General features: G+C 54.9%; 18 protein-coding genes. 6 read left to right on the top strand and 12 right to left on the bottom strand.

The annotated features are described in order from the left end of the window. Nucleotides 1-24: 24 nt before the first annotated feature. From ABLV75_RS05695 to pmbA, 7 genes are all read right to left on the bottom strand, one after another. Entirely contained in the window at nucleotides 25-669 is a 645-nt protein-coding gene (locus tag ABLV75_RS05695; RefSeq protein WP_016809340.1) for a DUF4310 family protein, read from the bottom strand. A 12-nt stretch (nucleotides 670-681) separates the two neighbouring features. Beyond that, a complete protein-coding gene (locus tag ABLV75_RS05690; RefSeq protein ID WP_004098075.1) occupies nucleotides 682-1,458 on the bottom strand; it encodes a DUF4311 domain-containing protein in 777 nt (258 codons plus the stop codon). Between the two features lie 21 nt (nucleotides 1,459-1,479). Then, on the bottom strand, nucleotides 1,480-1,779 hold the full coding sequence (locus ABLV75_RS05685; RefSeq protein WP_004108982.1) for a DUF4312 family protein: 300 nt from the start codon (nucleotides 1,777-1,779) through the stop codon (nucleotides 1,480-1,482). A 2-nt stretch (nucleotides 1,780-1,781) separates the two neighbouring features. After that, nucleotides 1,782-2,144, bottom strand: a complete 363-nt coding sequence (locus tag ABLV75_RS05680; protein WP_004098072.1) for an SFCGS family glycine-rich protein — start codon at nucleotides 2,142-2,144, stop codon at nucleotides 1,782-1,784. 11 nt (nucleotides 2,145-2,155) lie between these two features. Then, the gene (locus ABLV75_RS05675) at nucleotides 2,156-2,494 is read right to left on the bottom strand and encodes a glycine dehydrogenase (protein ID WP_004108984.1); all 339 of its coding nucleotides are present in this window, start codon (nucleotides 2,492-2,494) and stop codon (nucleotides 2,156-2,158) included. A 406-nt stretch (nucleotides 2,495-2,900) separates the two neighbouring features. Continuing rightward, nucleotides 2,901-3,287 carry a cytochrome b562 gene (gene cybC / locus ABLV75_RS05670; RefSeq protein WP_348854902.1) on the bottom strand — a complete coding sequence of 129 codons (387 nt, stop codon included), beginning with the start codon at nucleotides 3,285-3,287 and terminating at the stop codon, nucleotides 2,901-2,903. Nucleotides 3,288-3,323: 36 nt separating this feature from the next. Continuing rightward, entirely contained in the window at nucleotides 3,324-4,676 is a 1,353-nt protein-coding gene (pmbA, locus tag ABLV75_RS05665; RefSeq protein ID WP_004108992.1) for a metalloprotease PmbA, read from the bottom strand. 94 nt (nucleotides 4,677-4,770) lie between these two features. On the opposite strand from pmbA, the gene yjgA reads away from it, so the two are divergent. From yjgA to ABLV75_RS05640, 5 genes are all read left to right on the top strand, one after another. Further along, the gene (gene yjgA / locus ABLV75_RS05660; RefSeq protein ID WP_016809342.1) at nucleotides 4,771-5,322 is read left to right on the top strand and encodes a ribosome biogenesis factor YjgA; all 552 of its coding nucleotides are present in this window, start codon (nucleotides 4,771-4,773) and stop codon (nucleotides 5,320-5,322) included. Nucleotides 5,323-5,850: 528 nt separating this feature from the next. Continuing rightward, the gene (gene adhE / locus ABLV75_RS05655; protein WP_047720432.1) at nucleotides 5,851-8,517 is read left to right on the top strand and encodes a bifunctional acetaldehyde-CoA/alcohol dehydrogenase; all 2,667 of its coding nucleotides are present in this window, start codon (nucleotides 5,851-5,853) and stop codon (nucleotides 8,515-8,517) included. A gap of 108 nt (nucleotides 8,518-8,625) precedes the next feature. Next, nucleotides 8,626-10,137: a CoA-acylating methylmalonate-semialdehyde dehydrogenase gene (locus ABLV75_RS05650; protein ID WP_004108995.1), complete on the top strand. Its 1,512-nt coding sequence runs from the start codon at nucleotides 8,626-8,628 to the stop codon at nucleotides 10,135-10,137. 261 nt (nucleotides 10,138-10,398) lie between these two features. Further along, nucleotides 10,399-11,541 carry an iron-containing alcohol dehydrogenase gene (locus ABLV75_RS05645; RefSeq protein WP_348854901.1) on the top strand — a complete coding sequence of 381 codons (1,143 nt, stop codon included), beginning with the start codon at nucleotides 10,399-10,401 and terminating at the stop codon, nucleotides 11,539-11,541. A gap of 325 nt (nucleotides 11,542-11,866) precedes the next feature. Next, a complete protein-coding gene (locus tag ABLV75_RS05640) occupies nucleotides 11,867-13,075 on the top strand; it encodes an aldose 1-epimerase family protein (RefSeq protein WP_047720433.1) in 1,209 nt (402 codons plus the stop codon). A gap of 192 nt (nucleotides 13,076-13,267) precedes the next feature. Here the strand turns inward: ABLV75_RS05640 and ABLV75_RS05635 are convergent, their stop codons facing one another. Further along, complete coding sequence (locus ABLV75_RS05635; RefSeq protein ID WP_047720435.1) at nucleotides 13,268-13,867, bottom strand: GNAT family N-acetyltransferase; 600 nt, start codon at nucleotides 13,865-13,867, stop codon at nucleotides 13,268-13,270. A gap of 56 nt (nucleotides 13,868-13,923) precedes the next feature. Continuing rightward, nucleotides 13,924-15,297, bottom strand: coding sequence for a UDP-N-acetylmuramate:L-alanyl-gamma-D-glutamyl-meso-diaminopimelate ligase (gene mpl, locus ABLV75_RS05630; RefSeq protein WP_004109005.1), 1,374 nt, complete (start codon nucleotides 15,295-15,297; stop codon nucleotides 13,924-13,926). 175 nt (nucleotides 15,298-15,472) lie between these two features. On the opposite strand from mpl, the gene fbp reads away from it, so the two are divergent. Continuing rightward, nucleotides 15,473-16,471: a class 1 fructose-bisphosphatase gene (fbp, locus tag ABLV75_RS05625; protein WP_004109008.1), complete on the top strand. Its 999-nt coding sequence runs from the start codon at nucleotides 15,473-15,475 to the stop codon at nucleotides 16,469-16,471. Between the two features lie 36 nt (nucleotides 16,472-16,507). On the opposite strand, the gene ABLV75_RS05620 is transcribed toward fbp, so the two are convergent. The 3 genes from ABLV75_RS05620 to ytfT form a co-directional block, all read right to left on the bottom strand. Next, nucleotides 16,508-17,020: a DUF2569 domain-containing protein gene (locus ABLV75_RS05620; protein ID WP_047720436.1), complete on the bottom strand. Its 513-nt coding sequence runs from the start codon at nucleotides 17,018-17,020 to the stop codon at nucleotides 16,508-16,510. A gap of 112 nt (nucleotides 17,021-17,132) precedes the next feature. Beyond that, nucleotides 17,133-18,134 carry a galactofuranose ABC transporter, permease protein YjfF gene (yjfF, locus tag ABLV75_RS05615; RefSeq protein ID WP_004109013.1) on the bottom strand — a complete coding sequence of 334 codons (1,002 nt, stop codon included), beginning with the start codon at nucleotides 18,132-18,134 and terminating at the stop codon, nucleotides 17,133-17,135. After that, entirely contained in the window at nucleotides 18,121-19,146 is a 1,026-nt protein-coding gene (gene ytfT, locus ABLV75_RS05610; protein ID WP_017145075.1) for a galactofuranose ABC transporter, ATP-binding protein YtfT, read from the bottom strand. Before ytfT ends, yjfF begins: the two co-directional genes overlap by 14 nt. Nucleotides 19,147-19,156: the final 10 nt, after the last annotated feature.

Raw genomic sequence — 19,156 nt, 5'->3', positions numbered from 1 at the left:
CGGGCGCCGAGGCGCCCGCAGGACTTAACTAATCGCCACCGGGAAGATTGACCCAAGAAGCATGGCGCCAAGGATCGCGCCGCCGGTGATAGGCTTCTGCCAGATGTAGAACAGCAGCGCGCCCACCAGGGAACCGATGCCGATTGGAATAGAAGCGGTCATGGCGCTGAGGATAATCAACGGTCCGAGGAAGCGGCCTGAGGCGTTACCGGCCCCCATCATGACGTCCGCGCCGTAGGTGGAGTCGCTCTGGTTGATGGTGAATTTGCGCGCCAGGATAATGATGTAGCCAATGGCGAGCCCCAGCACCAGGCCAGTGACCAGTGAGGCGGCAAAGTTGGCGACCGGGAAAACAAAGCCCGCGCCGAGCAGCAGCGCCGGAACGCCTAAGCCGACGCCGGTCTGGATCGCCCCGCCGATATCCAGAATCCCCACCAGTGAGCCTTCGATAATACGCGCGAACAGGAAGCTGGCGCCGAATGCCGCTACCGCGCCGTAGGCACCGGTATCAATTCCCGCTTTCAGCATCGCCACGAAGGCGACTTCGTTAAACGCGCCGATGCCGTAGAGGTAGTACATATGCGTCCCGGCAAAAACGCCGGCGGAGAGCAGACCAACAAAGATCGGGAACGACCAGTCGGCATACCAAAAACCTTTATTTTGTTCCATGAGAGGCCCCTGTTATTTACCGCTGAGCGAGTTGTGGATCAGTTCCAGCCAGTTCGGCACGGTCAGATGGAAGGATTCAATCATCTTCATGTCGAAACCGCGGAAGAAGCCGCTCAGAACGAACAGCGCAACGATTGCTACCATCATCACTTTGGTGACGCGGTGCCAGCCGCTCTCTTCCACGCCTTTGCCGATCAGGATGCCCAGCACCAGACCCGGGACGGCGTTACCCATAATCAGCTGCGCCGCGCCGCCGAAAATCGTCGCCCAAAAGCCCGACTTTTTGCCGGCATCAATCGCCGCCAGCCAGAAGATGACCGGCATCACCGTGTTCACCAGCAGGTTTGCCGCCGGAACCAGCACTTTGACCGCCGTCACCTGTAGCGCTTCCGGTACTGAAGAGGCGGTCAGGTTGAGGAAAGCCACAACGATCATGCCGATAATGCCGCAAGCGATGGCCATCTTTTTCGGATCGTGCAGCGTCTCGCCGACGTTGCGGTTTTTGATCATCAGCGCTGCCGCCCCCCAGTTGGGGATGATGCGGTGGTCAACGTCCTGAGTGAAGGAGCCTGCCGCGACGGAAGAGGCCCAGGCGTTGAAGAAGAAGCCCAGACCAAAAGAGAAGTGTGAAGCCGGATCGCCTTCACATGAATTCAGCTCGCCCAAGGTACGAAACGCCCCCATCCCCTGCGTGGTGGGCGCATGAAACATGCGTGCCGCTCCGGCGCCTACGCCGACGCCGACCAGGCCGCCGATGATGAGCGATTTTATTAAAATTATCAGGAACATAGTCTGACCCTTTGGTGAAAATCAGGTTTGCGTGACGAAATCCACTTTATCGAGATTGATGGCGGTCACGGTGACGGTAACGTTCAGCTCCACGCTGTAGGTCCGTCGCTCACGGCGCAGAAAGAAGAATAAAAATGCCTCTTTCCGTACCGCTTCACGCGCATGAACAACCTCCACATCCTGTGGTTCAATACGCAGTAAGATGTGCGGCGACGTTTTCATCACCGCCGCCTGGACATGGTTCAGGGCATCGGCGAAAGCACGCGTTTTGCTCTCGCCTTTGCCGGTAACGCTCACCGTGGTGGTGAATTGCTCTTTCATACTCACGCGCCGTATTTCTTCTTCCAGGCTTCCACCAGGCGTTCGCCCAGTTCTTCTTTATCCATAAAGCCGAAGCCCAGTACGTTGTAGCCTTCGTTGATCGCGGTGACGCCCTCATCAACGGAACGCATGCCATATTTTGCTTTGTAGCCATGCTTATTCTGCGCGGTGATTGCCCCTGCGCCGCCGCTGCCGCAGAAAGAGATACCGAAGGTAGCGTTTTCGGCTTTCATCATGTCGCCCAGTTTCATATCCGCAGCAACGCCCGGAACGACAACGGCGCGAGCGCCAGCTTTTTCCGCCCCTGCGGCAACTTTTTGACCTTTACCCAGGCGATCGCCAATAACAACGGTGATTTGTTCCATTTGTATGCTCCTTACAGGTTATCTTTCGCGACTTCGAAGTGGACGGACAGCAGCCAGGCTTCTTCATCTGGCAGATTGCCGAACTGCGCGACCACTTCGCGGGCCAGCATCATTGAATCTTCTGAGATCTCTTCGAACAGGCTGGCATCCACTTCCGGCAGCGGCTCGCCGCTGATTGACCGATGGGCCATCGCCCGAACGTGGGAAGTCAGCATTTGCTCCTGAACGTCGTTGGGAACGATGTTGCGGCGGCTTAATAGCGCGAAAACCTGCTGCAGCATCCTGTCGGCCAGCTGTTCGGTTAGCGTGGCCTGCTCCTCTGGGACGTGTGTTACCGCTCCGTTATTCACTTGAATTACCCCGTTGATGTCTCTGGGGATAACACTAATGCCGGGGGATAAGAGTTTGTAGCGAGTTGTTTTCCACTTCGAAGTGGAAAGAACGACGGCATGTGTGATTCATTTCACATAACCACAGAGAATGTGTTCATTTAGCCAAATTCGCGTGATGAATATCACATAATCGCAGCGCTGGCGGCGCGGAACGACCTGAAGAGAAAAACGCAGAAATGTGATGGAACAGGTTTTTTATCCGCCCGCCAGGCTGCCGGGAAAGCGGAAAGGGTTGGGATCAAGGTTGAGGATGGGAACAGGGCTTGAGGTTACCGACCGAGGATTCAGGTTTAGATTTGGGGTCTGGTAGGCCGGGCAAGGCGTCAGCCTCCGCCCGGCAGAAATACCCGAAATCTGCAGACGATTAACGATACTTCTTATGATACGTATTGCGGGTGGTTTTAAACTCTTCCGCTGCGGCCTGAGCCTCTTTGGCTTTACCTTCGTCAGCCAGCTTCAGCGCGCCGTCAATCTGGCCGATCAGCACATCAAAACCGTGACGATAGTCCTTCATTTCCGCGCTGTCATCCGCTTTACCTTCCAGCTTCGGCGGCGTCTCTTTCTGGGCGTCAACCGCCGCTGTACGCATCTTATTCAGCGCCGCTTTCAGCTCACCGGCATCTGAAGTTTTCTGCACCACTTGCAGGTTCTCGGCAAGGGTATCCATATCTTCGCCCAGATCGGCGAAAGCCGATGCCGAACCAAGCGCAAAAGCCGATACGGCCAGCATCGCTAACAGTTTTTTACGCATTGCTCACTTCCTTTTTTATTATTAAGCACACAGGTGTTATTGACCGGCGATCTTCATCTCCGGCAGCAGTACAGAACCGCACTGAATGTTGCTGCGCGTTTCGATATCGTCGCCGATGGTCACGATATTACGCCACATATCTTTCAGATTTCCTGCAATGGTTATCTCACTGACCGGATACTGAATTTCGCCGTTTTCTACCCAGAAGCCGGATGCGCCGCGTGAGTAGTCGCCGGTGACGCCGCTTACACCCTGCCCCATCAGTTCCGTGACGACAAGACCGGTCCCCATCTCTTTAAGCAACTTTGCAAAACTCAGGCCGCGGCCGTTAATACGCCAGTTATGAATGCCGCCCGCGTGGCCGGTGCTCTTCAATCCCAGCTTGCGCGCCGAGTAGTTGGTCAATAACCACTGGGTTAGTATGCCGTCTTTAATGATATCGCGGCGTTCCGTACGAACGCCTTCGCTATCAAACGGCGTAGAGGCCAGCCCCTTCAGCAGATGCGGATGCTCTTCAATGGTCAGCCAGTCCGGCAGGATCTGGGTTCCCAGCGCATCAAGCAGGAAGGTGGATTTACGGTAAACCGAACCGCCGGCAATCGCCCCGACCAGATGACCAAACAAACCGGTAGCCACTTCATTGGCGAAAATCACCGGCGCTTTCATCGTCGATAGCTTACGCGGGGCCAGGCGCGACAGGGTGCGGCGGGCGCACTCTTCGCCAACCCACTCCGGCGATTGCAGATCGCCAATCGCCCGGCCAATGGTGTAAGCGTAATCGCGCTCCATATCGCCATTCTCTTCAGCAATCACGCAGCTGGAGAGCGAATGGCGAGTCGAGCAGTAGCTCTGCAGCATGCCGTGGCTGTTACCAAACACTTTGATGCCGTAATGGCTGTTAAAGCTACCGCCTTCGGTATTGCTGATGCGTTTATCAGCTTTCAGCGCCGCCTGTTCCGCGCGGGAGGCCAGCTCAATGGCTTCATCCGGGGAAACATCCGCCGGATGGAACAGGTCCAGATCCGGGGCATCAAAAGCCAGCAGTTCTTTATCCGCCACGCCCGCGCACGGGTCCGGCGAGGTGTAGCGGGCAATATCCAGCGCCGCCTGCACCGTGCGGGCAATGGCCTGCGGGCTAAGGTCGGTCGAAGAGGCGCTGCCTTTACGATTCTGATGATAAACGGTGATGCCTAGCGCACCATCGCTATTGAATTCTACGTTCTCCACTTCGCCGTAGCGGGTGCTAACGCCGATACCGGTGGTTTTGCTGACGGAGACTTCCGCGCCGTCGGATTTGCCTGCCGCCAGTTCCAGCGCCGTGGTCACGGCCTCTTCCAGCGTCTTACGCTGTTGTGCAACTTGAGAGATGACTTTCATCGCTAATGCCATAATGTAAGAAGGAGTTAACTGAAGTCTAACAGAGAACCGTTTTTCAGTGCGCGCCTTAACTGGTAACATTAGTCTCTTTTTTAAGGAGCCTGAGATGACAAAGCAGCCCGAAGACTGGCTCGACGACGTCCCTGGTGATGACGTCGAAGATGAAGACGATGAAATTATCTGGGTCAGTAAAAGTGAAATTAAGCGCGACGCCGAAGAACTGAAGCGTCTTGGCGCGGAAATGGTCGAGCTGGGTAAAAACGCGCTCGATAAAATCCCGCTGGATACCGACCTGCGCGACGCGATTGAGCTCGCCCAGCGTATCAAGAAAGAAGGCCGCCGCCGCCAGCTGCAGCTGATTGGTAAAATGCTGCGCAGCCGTGACGTCGAGCCGATCCGTCAGGCGCTGGACAAGCTGAAGAACCGCCACAACCAGCAGGTTGCGCTGTTCCATAAGCTTGAACAGATCCGCGATCGTCTGATTGATAATGGTGATGACGCCGTTGCGGAAGTGCTGAACCTGTGGCCTGACGCCGACCGTCAGCAGCTGCGTTCGCTTATCCGCAACGCGCAAAAAGAGAAAGAAGGTAATAAACCGCCGAAATCCGCGCGGCTTATCTTCCAGTATCTGCGTGAACTGGCCGAAAACGAAGGCTAATTCTGCATAACTCCCCCGGATTACGGCGCTTGCCCGATCCGGGCGACCCGCCCTCCCGTACAAGCGACATCATCGATCTCTCCCTTCTTCTTTTCTCTGTATCCTGATTGGTTTTAATTTTTCATTTTAATTTCAAATAAGCGTTTAATTTTAACTTTTATTTCACAACAAAACCTGACACGGCAAGACAGCCAACCGCTCTCTTTTCACCACCCTTGAAAAATTAAAATTATAATTACATGATTTTAATGAATTAAATAATATCACCTCGCCTTTAACAGGCTGCCTTTAACAGCAGTTTGCTTATCTTTGATCCATCTCTCAAAACGGTTTTTGTATTTCATACATAATTATAATGAAAAATTAATTTCATTAGCGAGCGAATAAACGCAACGGTACCCGAGAAGTTTCTGGTCAGTCAGTTCTGTTAATTAAAACCAGGCATCTGCAGTGGCGGAAGGTTTGGCGTCATTACAGGAAAGGCACATGTTTTACTTAAGAGAATTCAATCCCTTACGGAGAAAACTTATGTCACTCATCACCAGTAATGACGACCTCGATGCCCTGGTCGCGCGGGTACGAAAGGCGCAACAGGCCTATGCCAGCTTTTCTCAGGAGAAGGTCGATAAAATCTTCCGCGCCGCCGCGCTGGCCGCCGCCGATGCCCGCATTCCGCTGGCCAAAATGGCGGTTGCCGAGTCCGGCATGGGCATCGTGGAAGATAAAGTCATCAAAAACCACTTTGCCTCCGAATATATCTACAACGCCTATAAAGATGAGAAAACCTGCGGGGTGCTGTCTGAAGATGACGCCTTTGGCACCATGACCATTGCCGAACCCATCGGCCTGATCTGCGGGATTGTCCCCACCACCAATCCGACCTCCACCGCCATTTTTAAGTCGCTGATTAGCCTCAAAACCCGCAACGGCATCGTTTTCTCCCCGCACCCGCGGGCGAAAAACGCCACCAACCGTGCGGCGGAGATCGTGCTGCGCGCGGCGGTAGAGGCCGGCGCGCCGCCGGATATCATTGGCTGGATTGACGAGCCGACCGTGGATTTGTCCAGCCGCCTGATGCACCACCCGGACATCAACCTGATCCTCGCCACCGGCGGGCCGGGCATGGTCAAAGCGGCCTACAGCTCCGGTAAACCGGCGATTGGCGTCGGCGCGGGCAACACCCCGGTGGTGATCGATGAAACCGCCGACGTGAAGCGCGCTGTGGCTTCGATTCTGATGTCAAAAACCTTCGATAACGGCGTCATCTGCGCCTCCGAGCAGTCGGTGGTGGTCGTGGATGCGGCCTACGACGCAGTACGCGAACGTTTCGCCAGCCACGGCGGCTACCTGCTGCAGGGGCAGGAGCTGAAGGCCGTGCAGGGGATTCTGCTGAAAAATGGTGCGCTCAACGCGGCTATTGTCGGGCAGTCAGCGGTCAATATTGCCGGAATGGCCGGGATCGCGGTGCCTGCGGACACCAAAATCCTGATTGGCGAAGTCCGGGACATCGACGACAGCGAGCCTTTTGCCCACGAAAAGCTGTCGCCCACGCTCGCCATGTACCGGGCGAAGGATTTCGCCGATGCCGTGGAGAAAGCGGTGAAGCTGGTCGATATGGGCGGCATCGGCCACACCTCCTGCCTGTATACCGACCAGGATAACCAGGCGGATCGCGTCAGGCTGTTTGGCGAAAAGATGAAAACCGCGCGCATCCTGATCAACACCCCGACCTCCCACGGCGGGATCGGCGACCTCTACAACTTCAGCCTCGCCCCTTCCCTGACCCTCGGCTGCGGCTCCTGGGGCGGCAACTCGATCTCGGAAAACGTCGGGCCGAAGCACCTGATTAACAAGAAAACCGTGGCTAAGCGAGCTGAAAACATGTTGTGGCACAAACTTCCGAAATCTGTCTACTTCCGTCGGGGCTCACTGCCAGTCGCTTTGGACGAAGTGATCACCGATGGTCACAAACGCGCGCTGATCGTCACCGACCGCTTCCTGTTTAACAACGGCTACGCGGATCAGATCACTTCCGTACTGAAAGCGGCTGGCGTTGAAACAGAAGTTTTCTTTGAAGTGGAAGCTGACCCGACTCTGACCATCGTCCGTAAAGGCGCTGAGCTGGCGAACGCTTTCAAACCGGACGTGATTATCGCCCTGGGCGGCGGCTCCCCGATGGACGCGGCGAAAATCATGTGGGTCATGTACGAACATCCGGAAACCCACTTCGAAGAGCTGGCGCTGCGCTTTATGGATATCCGTAAACGTATCTACAAGTTCCCGAAAATGGGGGTTAAAGCCAAAATGGTGGCGATCACCACCACGTCTGGTACCGGCTCGGAAGTGACGCCGTTCGCCGTTGTTACCGATGACGCCACCGGGCAGAAGTACCCGCTGGCTGACTATGCCCTGACCCCGGATATGGCGATTGTTGATGCCAACCTGGTCATGGAAATGCCGAAGTCCCTGTGCGCGTTCGGTGGTCTGGATGCGGTGACCCATGCGCTGGAAGCTTACGTTTCCGTACTGGCCTCCGAGTTCTCTGACGGCCAGGCGCTGCAGGCGCTGAAGCTGCTGAAAGATAACCTGCCGGCGTCTTACCATGAAGGTTCCAGGAACCCGGCAGCGCGTGAGCGCGTGCACAGCGCGGCGACTATCGCCGGTATTGCCTTTGCCAACGCCTTCCTCGGGGTATGCCACTCGATGGCGCACAAGCTGGGTTCACAGTTCCACATCCCTCACGGCCTGGCGAACGCGCTGATGATTTGCAACGTCATTCGCTATAACGCCAACGACAACCCGACCAAACAGACGGCATTCAGCCAGTATGACCGCCCGCAGGCCCGTCGTCGCTATGCGGAAATCGCCGACCACCTGGGTCTGACTGCACCGGGTGACCGCACCGCAGCGAAAATCGAAAAACTCCTTGGCTGGCTGGAAGCACTCAAAGCTGAACTGGGCATACCAAAATCCATCCGCGAGGCGGGGATGCAGGAGGCCGATTTCCTCGCCCACGTCGATAAGCTGGCGGAAGATGCGTTCGATGACCAGTGCACCGGCGCCAACCCGCGCTATCCGCTGATTTCTGAATTGAAACAGCTGCTGACAGACAGCTTCTACGGCAATCAATACGCTGAAAAATCACCGACCGCAGCCGGAAAATCGCAAAAAACGGAGGCCGTTGTCCGGAAATAAGCGCTTATTCAATATTCAAGAAAGTGGCTGACCCGGCGGTAAGTGATTTACCGCCGCTCAGAGGCTGATTATGAGAGAAAGTCGACAGATATTATCATGGAGAAAAATATGACTACTGTACCAAGACTGAAATATTTCGTTGATGGTCAATGGCGCGTTTCGCAGACCGAACGCTATATGGACGTCTATAACCCAAGTACCGGGGAAGTCATGGCTCAGGCCCCCTGCTGCACCGAGCAAGAAGTGCTGGATGCCGTTGCCGCGGCGCGCAAAGCCTTTCCGGCGTGGTCAGATACTCCGGCGATTAAACGCTCGCAAATTATGTTTCGCGTTCGTGAATTATTAATCCAGCATCAGGATCGCTTAACCGAGCTGGTGGCGAAAGAAAACGGTAAAGCCTGGGGAGATGCTCAGGGCGATGTATTAAAAGCGAAAGAGGGCACCGAGCTTGCCTGCTCTATCCCGACTCTGCTGGCGGGTGAAAATCTGATGGACGCGTCAGCCGGGATCGACACCAACCTTTACCGTGAGCCGATTGGCGTGTTCGCCGGCATTGTGCCGTTTAACTTCCCGGCGATGATTCCGATGGGATGGATGGCGCCGCTATGCGTCGCATCCGGTAACACTATGGTGATTAAAGCGGCCAGTATGACGCCGATGACCTGTATGGAAATCACCAAACTCTATCAGGAAGCGGGCGTACCGGATGGCGTGATTAACATCGTGACCTGTTCACGTAACGAAGCCGATATTCTGCTGACCCATCCGGACGTTAACGGCGTCTCATTCGTCGGCTCGACGTCCGTCGGCCTGCACGTATACTCCAAAGCCGCCGCCCACGGCAAACGCGTCCAGGCGCTGTGCGAAGCAAAAAACCATGCCCTGGTGCTGGCCGATGCGCCAGTTAACCGTACCGCCGCCGGTATTATCAACGCCGCGTTCGGCTGCGCGGGCGAACGCTGTATGGCGCTGCCGGTCGTCGTGGTGCAGGAAGAGATTGCCGACAAGCTGATTGCCGCCGTCGTCGAAAAAGCCAAACAGCTGAAAATCGGCCCCGGCTATCTGCGCGATACCGACATGGGTCCGGTGATTTCTAAAGACCATAAACAATCCGTCATCAACTGGATTAATAAAGGCATCGAAGAGGGTGCGAAGCTGGTGCTCGATGGTCGCGATATTAAGGTGCCGGGCCAGGAAAAAGGCTTCTATGTCGGGCCGACTATACTCGATGGCGTGACCGAGGAGATGAGCGTCGGGACGCAGGAAATTTTCGGGCCGGTCCTGTGCTTTAAGCGGGTAAAAACCTTCGAAGAAGGTCTGAAATTAATGAACAATAACCCGTTTGCCAACGGCTCGGTTATTTTCACCCAAAGCGGCTACTACGCCCGCGAGTTCCAGAAACGCACCCACGGCGGTATGGTCGGTATTAACGTCGGCATCCCGGTGCCGGTCGGCGTATTCCCCTTCTCAGGTCATAAACAGTCGTTCTTCGGCGACCTGCACTGCCTGGGCAAAGATGGCGTTCGTTTCTATACAGAGTCCAAATGCGTGACTTCGCGCTGGTTTGATGAAGAAGAAGCAAAACGCGAAAAAGTCGACTCCTGGGACGGTACGATTTAATAGCCATTTAAACCCAACATATAACGAGTTGCGGGACAGGTAGCAACCCAGCGAATCCTCAGTCATTTACTGGCGTAAATGGCTGAGGTCAACAAATGCGGGCAACGTACAAGCAGCTTGAAATATGACGGTCAGCTCCCTCCAGATATTGCTTCGGCAGTATCTGGAGCATTAATTCGATTTTTTTATTCTGCACGTGTCGCTGAATCGTTAATAACGACTGCACACTAAAAAAATCCTTAATATTAAATGGAGTTTCCTATGACCCAGGCCTTCTCAATTCCTCGCAGTATTATTTATGGCGAAAATGCTTTAGAGCATCTTTCCACCCTGAGCGGAAAAAAAGCCGCATTAGTCACCGGCGGCAGTTCAATGAAGCGTTTTGGCTTTCTGGATAAAGCCGTCAGCGAACTCAATAAAGCGGGTATAGAGTGCATTATTATCGATAATGTTGAACCCAATCCGTCCATTAAAACCGTCTGGCGCGGAGCCAAAGCGATGCTGGCCTTTGAACCTGACTGGATAGTGGCCATTGGCGGCGGTTCCGCGCTGGATGCCGCTAAAGTTATGTGGTGTTTCTATGAACATCCGCAGCTGAAGTTTGAGGATATTATTCCCGTCGGTGCCATGCCGCCGCTGCGCAGCAAAGCACGGTTTGTGGCGATCCCCTCCACCAGCGGCAGCGCGTCCGAAATCACCGCCTTCTCGGTGATCACCGATACGGCAAATCATATCAAATACCCGATTGTTGCCGCCGATCTGGTGCCGGATATCGCCATTCTCGACCCCACTATTCCGGCAAAAATGCCGCCTCACGTGACGGTTCACACCGGCATGGACGTTTTGACCCATGCGATTGAAGCCTACGTCTCCACTGCAGCCAACTCGTTTACCGACCCTTATGCGGTAGAGGCCATTCGGCTGGTATTTAAGCATCTGGAAACCGCCTGGCGCTCACCCGATGATTTAAATGCCCGCATGCATATGCATAATGCTTCCGCGCTGGCGGGAACCGCCTTCACCAATGCGTCACTGGGATTAGTGCATTCGATGGCGCATAAAATTGGCGGTGAATTTGGCATTACTCACGGTCTGGCGAATGCGATTATGTTGCCGTATATCATTCAATATAATGCGAAGTTCACCAAAAAATATCGTCAGCTGGAAGCCGCATTAGGTATGGATAATTTAATTGCCGCGATCAATGCGCTGAATCAACGGCTGGGCGTCCCGAAAACGCTGAGCCAGTGTGACGAAGTGGAAATCAATGAAGTGACCTTTGTTAATGTGCTCGACCGAATGAGTCGCCATGCCGTCGACGATCCCTGTACGTTAACCAATCCTAACTATCCGTCAGTTCAGGACGTTAAAGGGTTGTACACCCTGGCATTCTACGGCGCTTGATAGCCTCAGCGCTGCGATGTTGTGAACGGTAAAGCCACGTTGCCTAAGGCTGCAGGGAATAGCGACTCCCTGCAGCCATCCCTTTTATCCCGCCTCGGTATTTCTGCAATGAACCCAAGCTGAATCGTTAAAGCAAAAGACGATAGTAATCACATAATTTCAGCAACGAAATTCAATATCACTGACGAAAAGAGATTTATATCTCATTTAAAAATATAAAAACGCCTGTTTTCTCACCAGGTGAGACACTTCACATTTTCATAATCCACTTGCAACTAAATTCCCTGCATCAGTGACACAATCGATTCAGCAAAAGGGATGAAAAATGAAAAAGACATTAGCTTTGACGGCCATTGCCGCGCTTATTTCTACGCCGGCAATGGCAAAAACGTGGGTGCTGACAAGCGCTGAAAGCGGCATAGATAAAGGAAACTGGCAAATAACCAGCGATCAGCTGAAGATAAAAGAGCATAACTTCAGCATTGAGCAAAAAGTCCTTCACGGCGGTAAACAAGAAGGCAGTAAAATCCTTGTGATCCATAGTAAAGACGGCCTGACCATCGCGCTTAGCCCGACCCGCGGCATGAACCTGCTAAAAATCGAAGGCTTTGGATCGCGAATGGGCTGGGATTCGCCGGTCAAAGAAGTGGTTAATCCCGCTTTTATTAACCTCGAAAGCCGTAACGGACTGGGATGGCTGGAGGGTTTCAATGAAATGATGGTACGCTGCGGCTACGAATGGACAGGCCACCCGGTGACCGCCGATGGGCAGATTTACACCCTGCACGGCAAAGTCGGCAACACGCCGGCTTCCCAGGTAGAAGTTGAAGTGGCGGATACCGCGCCATATGAAATTCGCGTTCGTGGACTGGTGAAGGAGAGCACCTTCAAGAAAGCAGATTTGCAGACCATGACCGAACTGCGCTACGTGCCAGGCAGCAATAGCTTTAGCCTGCACGATGTCCTGACCAACCAAGCCGACTATCCGCATGACTATCAAATTATCTATCACAGCAACTTTGGCAAGCCGATCCTCGAAGAAGGCGCCCGCTTCCTGGCCCCGATCGCCAGCATCAGTCCATTCAACGACTACGCCAAAGCGGGCTTAAAAAGCTGGCAAACCTACGCCGGACCAACGAAAGATTTCGATGAAATGGTGTTTAATATGCAGCCTCTGGCGGATGAAAATCATCAAACGCTGGCCGCAGTGGTCAACAAAGCCGGCGATAAAGGGGCATCTATTCAGTTTGATACCCGCCAGCTACCGGTGCTGACCCTGTGGAAAAATACCGATACCGAGAAACAGGGTTACGTCACCGGTATTGAGCCAGGCACCAGCTACGCCTATCCGGTCACTATCGAGCGGGAGCAAAAACGCGTTAAGCAGCTTCAGCCCGGGGAAAGCGCCCAGTTTGATCTGACCTATACGCTGCTGCACAGCAGCGAGCAGGTTGCCGAGGTGGAGAAGAAAATCGCGGCTATTCAGGGCGATAGCAAAGTGGCGGAAAACGAAACGCCTATCGCGAAAGAGTAATTTAACGCGTTAAGCATGTTCCGGGCGACAAAACACGCAGACGGCGGTGAACTTGTTGTCCGGCTAAGCGCAGCGCGAACCGGAAGAAAAGCGGAGGCCGTATTACGCACGGCTTCCCGGAGGCGGCGCTTGACGCGCCTTGTCCGGACGACAAAAACTCAAAACACGCGGACCTTTAGCCCAGCTCAGGCATCAGCCGCAACCGGGGATTTTCCCGGAGGCGGCGCCTGGCGCACCTTGTCCGGGCGACAATACCTCGATCGCACCAGCCTGAGCCATGACCACCAAACGCAAATCCCGCGCAAAGCGCTGATACCGCGCCTCATCAATCGGCTGCGGGTAGCTCAACACGATCAATTCATGATCGGCAATACCCTGATGATAGGTCGGATGGCGATGCGCCCAGGGATTCGCGCAAAACCCCATGGTTTCATAAAAGCGCAGACGCTTATGGGCAATCTCGCTGGTCAGCGGATCGATTTCGAGAATGGTCAGCGGCGCACGCTGAAGTATTTCAGCTAACAGCCGCTTGCCGTAGCCACGCGATCGTAACGTATCGTCGATGGCCAGATGTTCAATGTAACTATAGTCAGCAAACCGCCAGCAGCCGCTCAGGCCGATAAACAGACCATCATCGAACCAGGCTTCCAGTACATAATGGGGATTATCAAGCGCCTGCTGTTTAGCCTCTGCTTCACGCTGTTCGTGCCACGGGAAGGCTCTGCCGTACAGGGCGTCCAGCGCGGGAAAATAAGCGGAATCGGTAGAGGTCACTCTTTGTGAAATCAACATGAACCATCCGTAACTATCCGCCCTCACGCGGAGGGCGGACCAACGCGGAGAATGGCCTATTCGGCCGCCTCGGCTTTTTTCGCCAGCTTATCGAGCAGCTTCTGATGAATGCCGCCAAAACCACCGTTGCTCATGACCAGAATGTGGTCGCCAGGATGCGCGGTCTTCACAATCATATCCACCAGCGTATCGACATCGGCGCTCCAGTGCGCGGGCTGTACGCAGGCGTCAGCTACTTCAGCTACCTGCCACGGAATATGCTGCGGCTGCAGCAGGAAGACCTCGTCGGCACGACCGAGAGACGGCGCCAGGTCGTCTTTGCAAATGCCCATTTTCATGGTGTTGGAACGGGGTTCAAGCACGGCAAGAATTCGCGCGGTACCGCCAACTTTGCCGCGTAGCGCCTGCAGAGTCGCCAGAATCGCCGTCGGGTGGTGGGCAAAATCGTCGTATACGGTGACGCCGTTGGCTTCGCCGCGTAGTTCCAGACGGCGGCGGGCGTTGATAAAGCTACCCAGCGCATTGGCCGCATCGGCAGGCAGCACGCCGACATGACGGGCGGCGGCAATGGCCATCAGGCCGTTATGCATATTATGTTCGCCGACCAGCGCCCATTTCACCTCGCCCACTTTCTCGCCGTCCAGCCACACTTCCCATGAGGAAGCATCGGTGGTCAGCTTTTTCGCCTGCCAGTGGCCCTGTTCGCCGACCAGTTCCTGCTCGCTCCAGCAGCCCATCGCCATCGTCTGTTTCAGGTTGATGTCGTTCTCAGGCAGAATGATTTTGCCCTTGCCCGGCACAATGCGCACCAGATGATGGAACTGTTTCTGGATGGCCTTCAGGTCGTCAAAAATGTCCGCATGGTCGAACTCAAGGTTATTGAGAATCAACGTACGCGGGCAGTAGTGAACGAACTTAGAGCGCTTATCGAAGAAAGCGCAGTCGTATTCATCGGCTTCAATCACGAAGAACGGGCTGTCGCCAAGGCGCGCGGACACCTCAAAGTTGCCCGGTACGCCGCCGATGACAAAGCCCGGCTTGTAGCCGCAGGCTTCAAGGATCCAGGTCGCCATTCCGGCAGTAGTGGTTTTACCATGCGTCCCGGCAACCGCCAGCACCCAGCGATCGCGCAGGACAAAGTCGTGCAGCCACTGCGGCCCGGACATATACGGGATGTTATTTTCCAGCACCGCTTCCACGCACGGGTTGCCGCGCGTCATCGCGTTACCGATGATCACCAGATCCGGCTGAGGATCCAGCTGGCTGGCATCATATCCTTGAATTAACTCAATTCCCTGGGTTTCCAGCAGGGTACTCATTGGCGGATAGACGTTTGCATCCGACCCCGTTACCTCATGACCGAGGGAACGCGCCAGCATCGCCAGCCCCCCCATAAACGTGCCACAGATTCCTAAAATATGAATGCGCATTCGTCATTTCCTTCTCTTATCTGAAGCACAGTTTACCGGGATGTTGGGGCTGAAAGAAATGCATTTCAGGGGAATCCGTATTTTGCTGGCGCGATTCACCTGTGCGAACTTTTTTTATTCTTTGTTAAGATTGTTTTGTTCGTTTTACTTCACATAAACATGCAGGGAACGGGTTATGAAAACGTTAGGTGAATTTATTGTCGAAAAGCAGCACGAGTTCTCTCACGCAACGGGCGAGCTGACTGCTTTGTTGTCGGCGATAAAGTTAGGCGCCAAGATCATCCACCGCGATATCAACAAGGCCGGTCTGGTCGATATCCTGGGTGCCAGCGGTGCTGAAAACGTTCAGGGCGAGGTGCAGCAAAAACTCGACCTGTTTGCCAATGAAAAGCTGAAAGCCGCACTGCGAGCACGCGATATTGTTGCCGGGATCGCCTCTGAAGAAGAAGATGAAATCGTCGTCTTTGAAGGCTGTGAACACGCCAAATACGTGGTGCTGATGGACCCTCTGGATGGCTCCTCTAACATCGACGTTAACGTCTCCGTCGGGACGATTTTCTCTATCTATCGCCGCGTCACGCCGGTGGGTACTCCCGTCACCGAAGAAGACTTCCTGCAGCCGGGTAACCGCCAGGTCGCCGCCGGCTATGTGGTTTACGGTTCCTCGACGATGCTGGTTTATACCACCGGCTGCGGCGTCCACGCCTTTACCTACGACCCGTCCCTTGGCGTGTTCTGCCTGTGCCAGGAACGCATGCGCTTCCCGGAAAAGGGGAATACCTACTCGATTAACGAAGGTAACTACATCAAGTTCCCGATGGGCGTGAAGAAGTACATCAAGTACTGCCAGGAAGAAGATAAAGAGACCCAGCGCCCGTATACCTCGCGCTATATCGGCTCGCTGGTAGCGGATTTCCACCGCAACCTGCTCAAAGGCGGCATCTACCTCTACCCGAGCACCGCCAGCCACCCGGACGGTAAACTGCGTCTGCTGTACGAGTGCAACCCGATGGCGTTCCTCGCTGAACAGGCGGGCGGCAAGGCCAGCGACGGTAAAGAGCGCATTCTGGATATTATCCCGGAAAGCCTGCACCAGCGCCGCTCTTTCTTCGTCGGCAATAACCATATGGTCGAAGACGTCGAGAACTTTATTAAAGAGTTCCCGGACGCGTAATATTCAGACGCCGGATAATTCCGGCGTCTATTTGCTTTAGTTCACGAAGGTGAGTTTGACGCGTTTCGACAGGTGGAAATAAGGTATCCAGATGATTATCTGCAGCGCGCATGAGGCCAAAATTTTTATATCTTCAACCTCCAGCCCTACACCATAAAAATGCGCAGCAATCCAGCAGTCGATGGCGTAGAGAATCGTGGTGAACAGAACCCAGACAGTATAATAATTTGGCAACTGACGTTTCTTCCTGAAAAACAACATCGTCGTATAAACTACCAATAACCAAAGAAATAGTGCCCCAGCCGCTTCAAACAGCGCAAACGCTCTAAACTCCTCTTCAACATCCAGAAAAACCGTTACCGTATTACATATCCCGACGATCTGTAAAAGCGAGCTGAGCGTCAGGGTTAAAGCCGGCAGATAAAGCCAGCCGCCGATACCGGTATATTTTTTATCCTTACAGGTTTTGCAATAACGCGCCGGAGGCAATACCTTTTGCCCACAGCTGGCGCACTTGCCTGATAATCCTTCACATTCAACCATATCCATTAATAGCGTTCCTTTGCTCAAAATATCCCTTTTCAGGGTGCCTGTTGTATCAGGCACCTATCATGGATGAACATGGCGAGTACGTACATAAGTTGAGCGAAAAACCAGAATACTACTCAGCAGTCGCACGCACATTTACCCTTGTCACCGGCGAACTCTGCCGATTCTCCCACAGCACCGTCAGGCCGCGCTGCAGCGCGATAAAGATAAACAGCAGAATACCGATGGCGATCTTGGTCCACCATGAACTAAGCGTACCGTCGAAGTTGATATAGGTTTGAATCAGCCCCTGAATGGCGACGCCAAACAGGGTGCCGAGAACCGTGCCCACGCCACCGCTTAACAGCGTGCCGCCGATCACCACCGAAGCAATGGCGTCCAGCTCGACGCCAACCCCTGCCAGCGCATAACCCGCCTGGGTATAAATAGAGAAGACGATCCCCGCCAGCGTCGCCAGACCGGTAGAGAGCATATAGATGCGAATCGTCGTGCTCCGCGTGGAGATCCCCATCAGGTTGGCCGACGTCGCGTTGCCGCCAATGGCGTAAACCTGATTGCCAAAGCGGGTGCGGTGGGCCATAAAAATGCCACCGATCACCACCAGCAGCATCAACAGCCCCATGGCGCTCAGACGACCGCCGCCGGGGATGGTCCATGCCAGTCCGGAAAGCGCGTCATACACCGGATGATTGATGGGAATCGACTCCTCCGAAACCAGATAGCTGACGCCGCGCAGAAAAAACATCCCGGCAAGCGTGATGATAAACGCCGGGATCTTCAACGCATCGATGAGCAGCCCCATAAAGGCGCCAAAAGCGCAGCCCATCACCAGCACTAGCGGAAATGCCACCAGCGGCGAGATCCCCCAGAAACCGATCGCTTTGGCGAGGAATACCCCGGTGAAGGCGATCACCGACCCCACCGACAGATCGATCCCGCCGGAGAGGATCACGAACGTCATGCCGACGGCGATGATCCCGAGAAAAGCATTGTCGGTCAGGATATTGCAGATCACCCGCGTCGAGGCAAAGCCGGGAAACTGCGTCAGGCAGTAAAGGTATCCCAGTACGAAGACCGCGAGGGTAATCATTAACGGTAAATTACGTTTTATCATGGCCACGCATCCCCTTCAGTATGCTGATAAAGCGCGGCGACTGGACGATCAGTACGCACAGCACCACCACCGCTTTGACTACCTGATTAAGCTCCGGCGGGAAACCGGACAGCAGGATCCCGGTATTCATGCCCTGGATAATCAGTGCCCCGACAACCGAGAGCAGCAGATTAAAGCGCCCGCCCATCAGCGAGCCGCCGCCGATAACGACCGCCAGAATGGCATCCAGCTCTAGCCATAGCCCGGCGTTATTGGCATCCGCGCCGCGAATATCCGCCGCGACGATAATGCCGGCGATGGCCGCGCATACTCCGCTCAGCACGTAGGCCAGCATCACGACGATGCGGGTATTTACCCCAGCGTTTTTCGCCGCACGAATGTTAATCCCCACCGCTTCGATAAACATCCCCAGCGCGGTTTTGCGGGTAAACAGCCAGAACAGCACCAGCGTAACGATGGCGATTATCACCGGCGTCGGGAACAGCAGCAGCGATCCGCTGCCCAACCAGGCCAGCGGCGGGGAGTCAAAGGTGACGATCTGCCCGGAGGTGATCAGCTGCGCCACGCCGCGTCCGGCGACCATCAGGATCAGCGTGGCGACAAACGGCTGGATCTTCAGCACCGCCACAAGGATACCGTTCCACAGGCCCGCCAGCGCGCCGGCTCCCAGCGAAGCCAGCAGCACAACCGGCAGGCTGTGTCCCGCCACGGTCATCGACGCTGCCGTTGCGCCGGCAATCGCCATCACCGCCCCGACGGAGAGGTCAATCCCGCCAGTGGCGATAACCAGCGTCATGCCGATCGCCAGCAGCGCCACCGGCGCGGCGCGGTTCAAAATATCAATCGGGCTGCCGAACAGTCGCCCCTCCTGGAGCACGATCTGGTAGAAATGCGGGGCGACCAGGCTGTCCACCACCAGCACCAGCAGCAGCGCAACGATCTGCGGCATCCCTTTGGGCCAGTTAACGCGCCGTTTCGGCTGGCCGGTTTTCGGAACAGATTGAGGCATCATCGGTTACTCC

Origin of the sequence: Klebsiella sp. CN_Kp066 (assembly GCF_040065135.1) — a bacterium.
Classification (GTDB): domain Bacteria; phylum Pseudomonadota; class Gammaproteobacteria; order Enterobacterales; family Enterobacteriaceae; genus Klebsiella; species Klebsiella oxytoca.
This window is presented reverse-complemented; position numbering and strand designations above follow the sequence as displayed.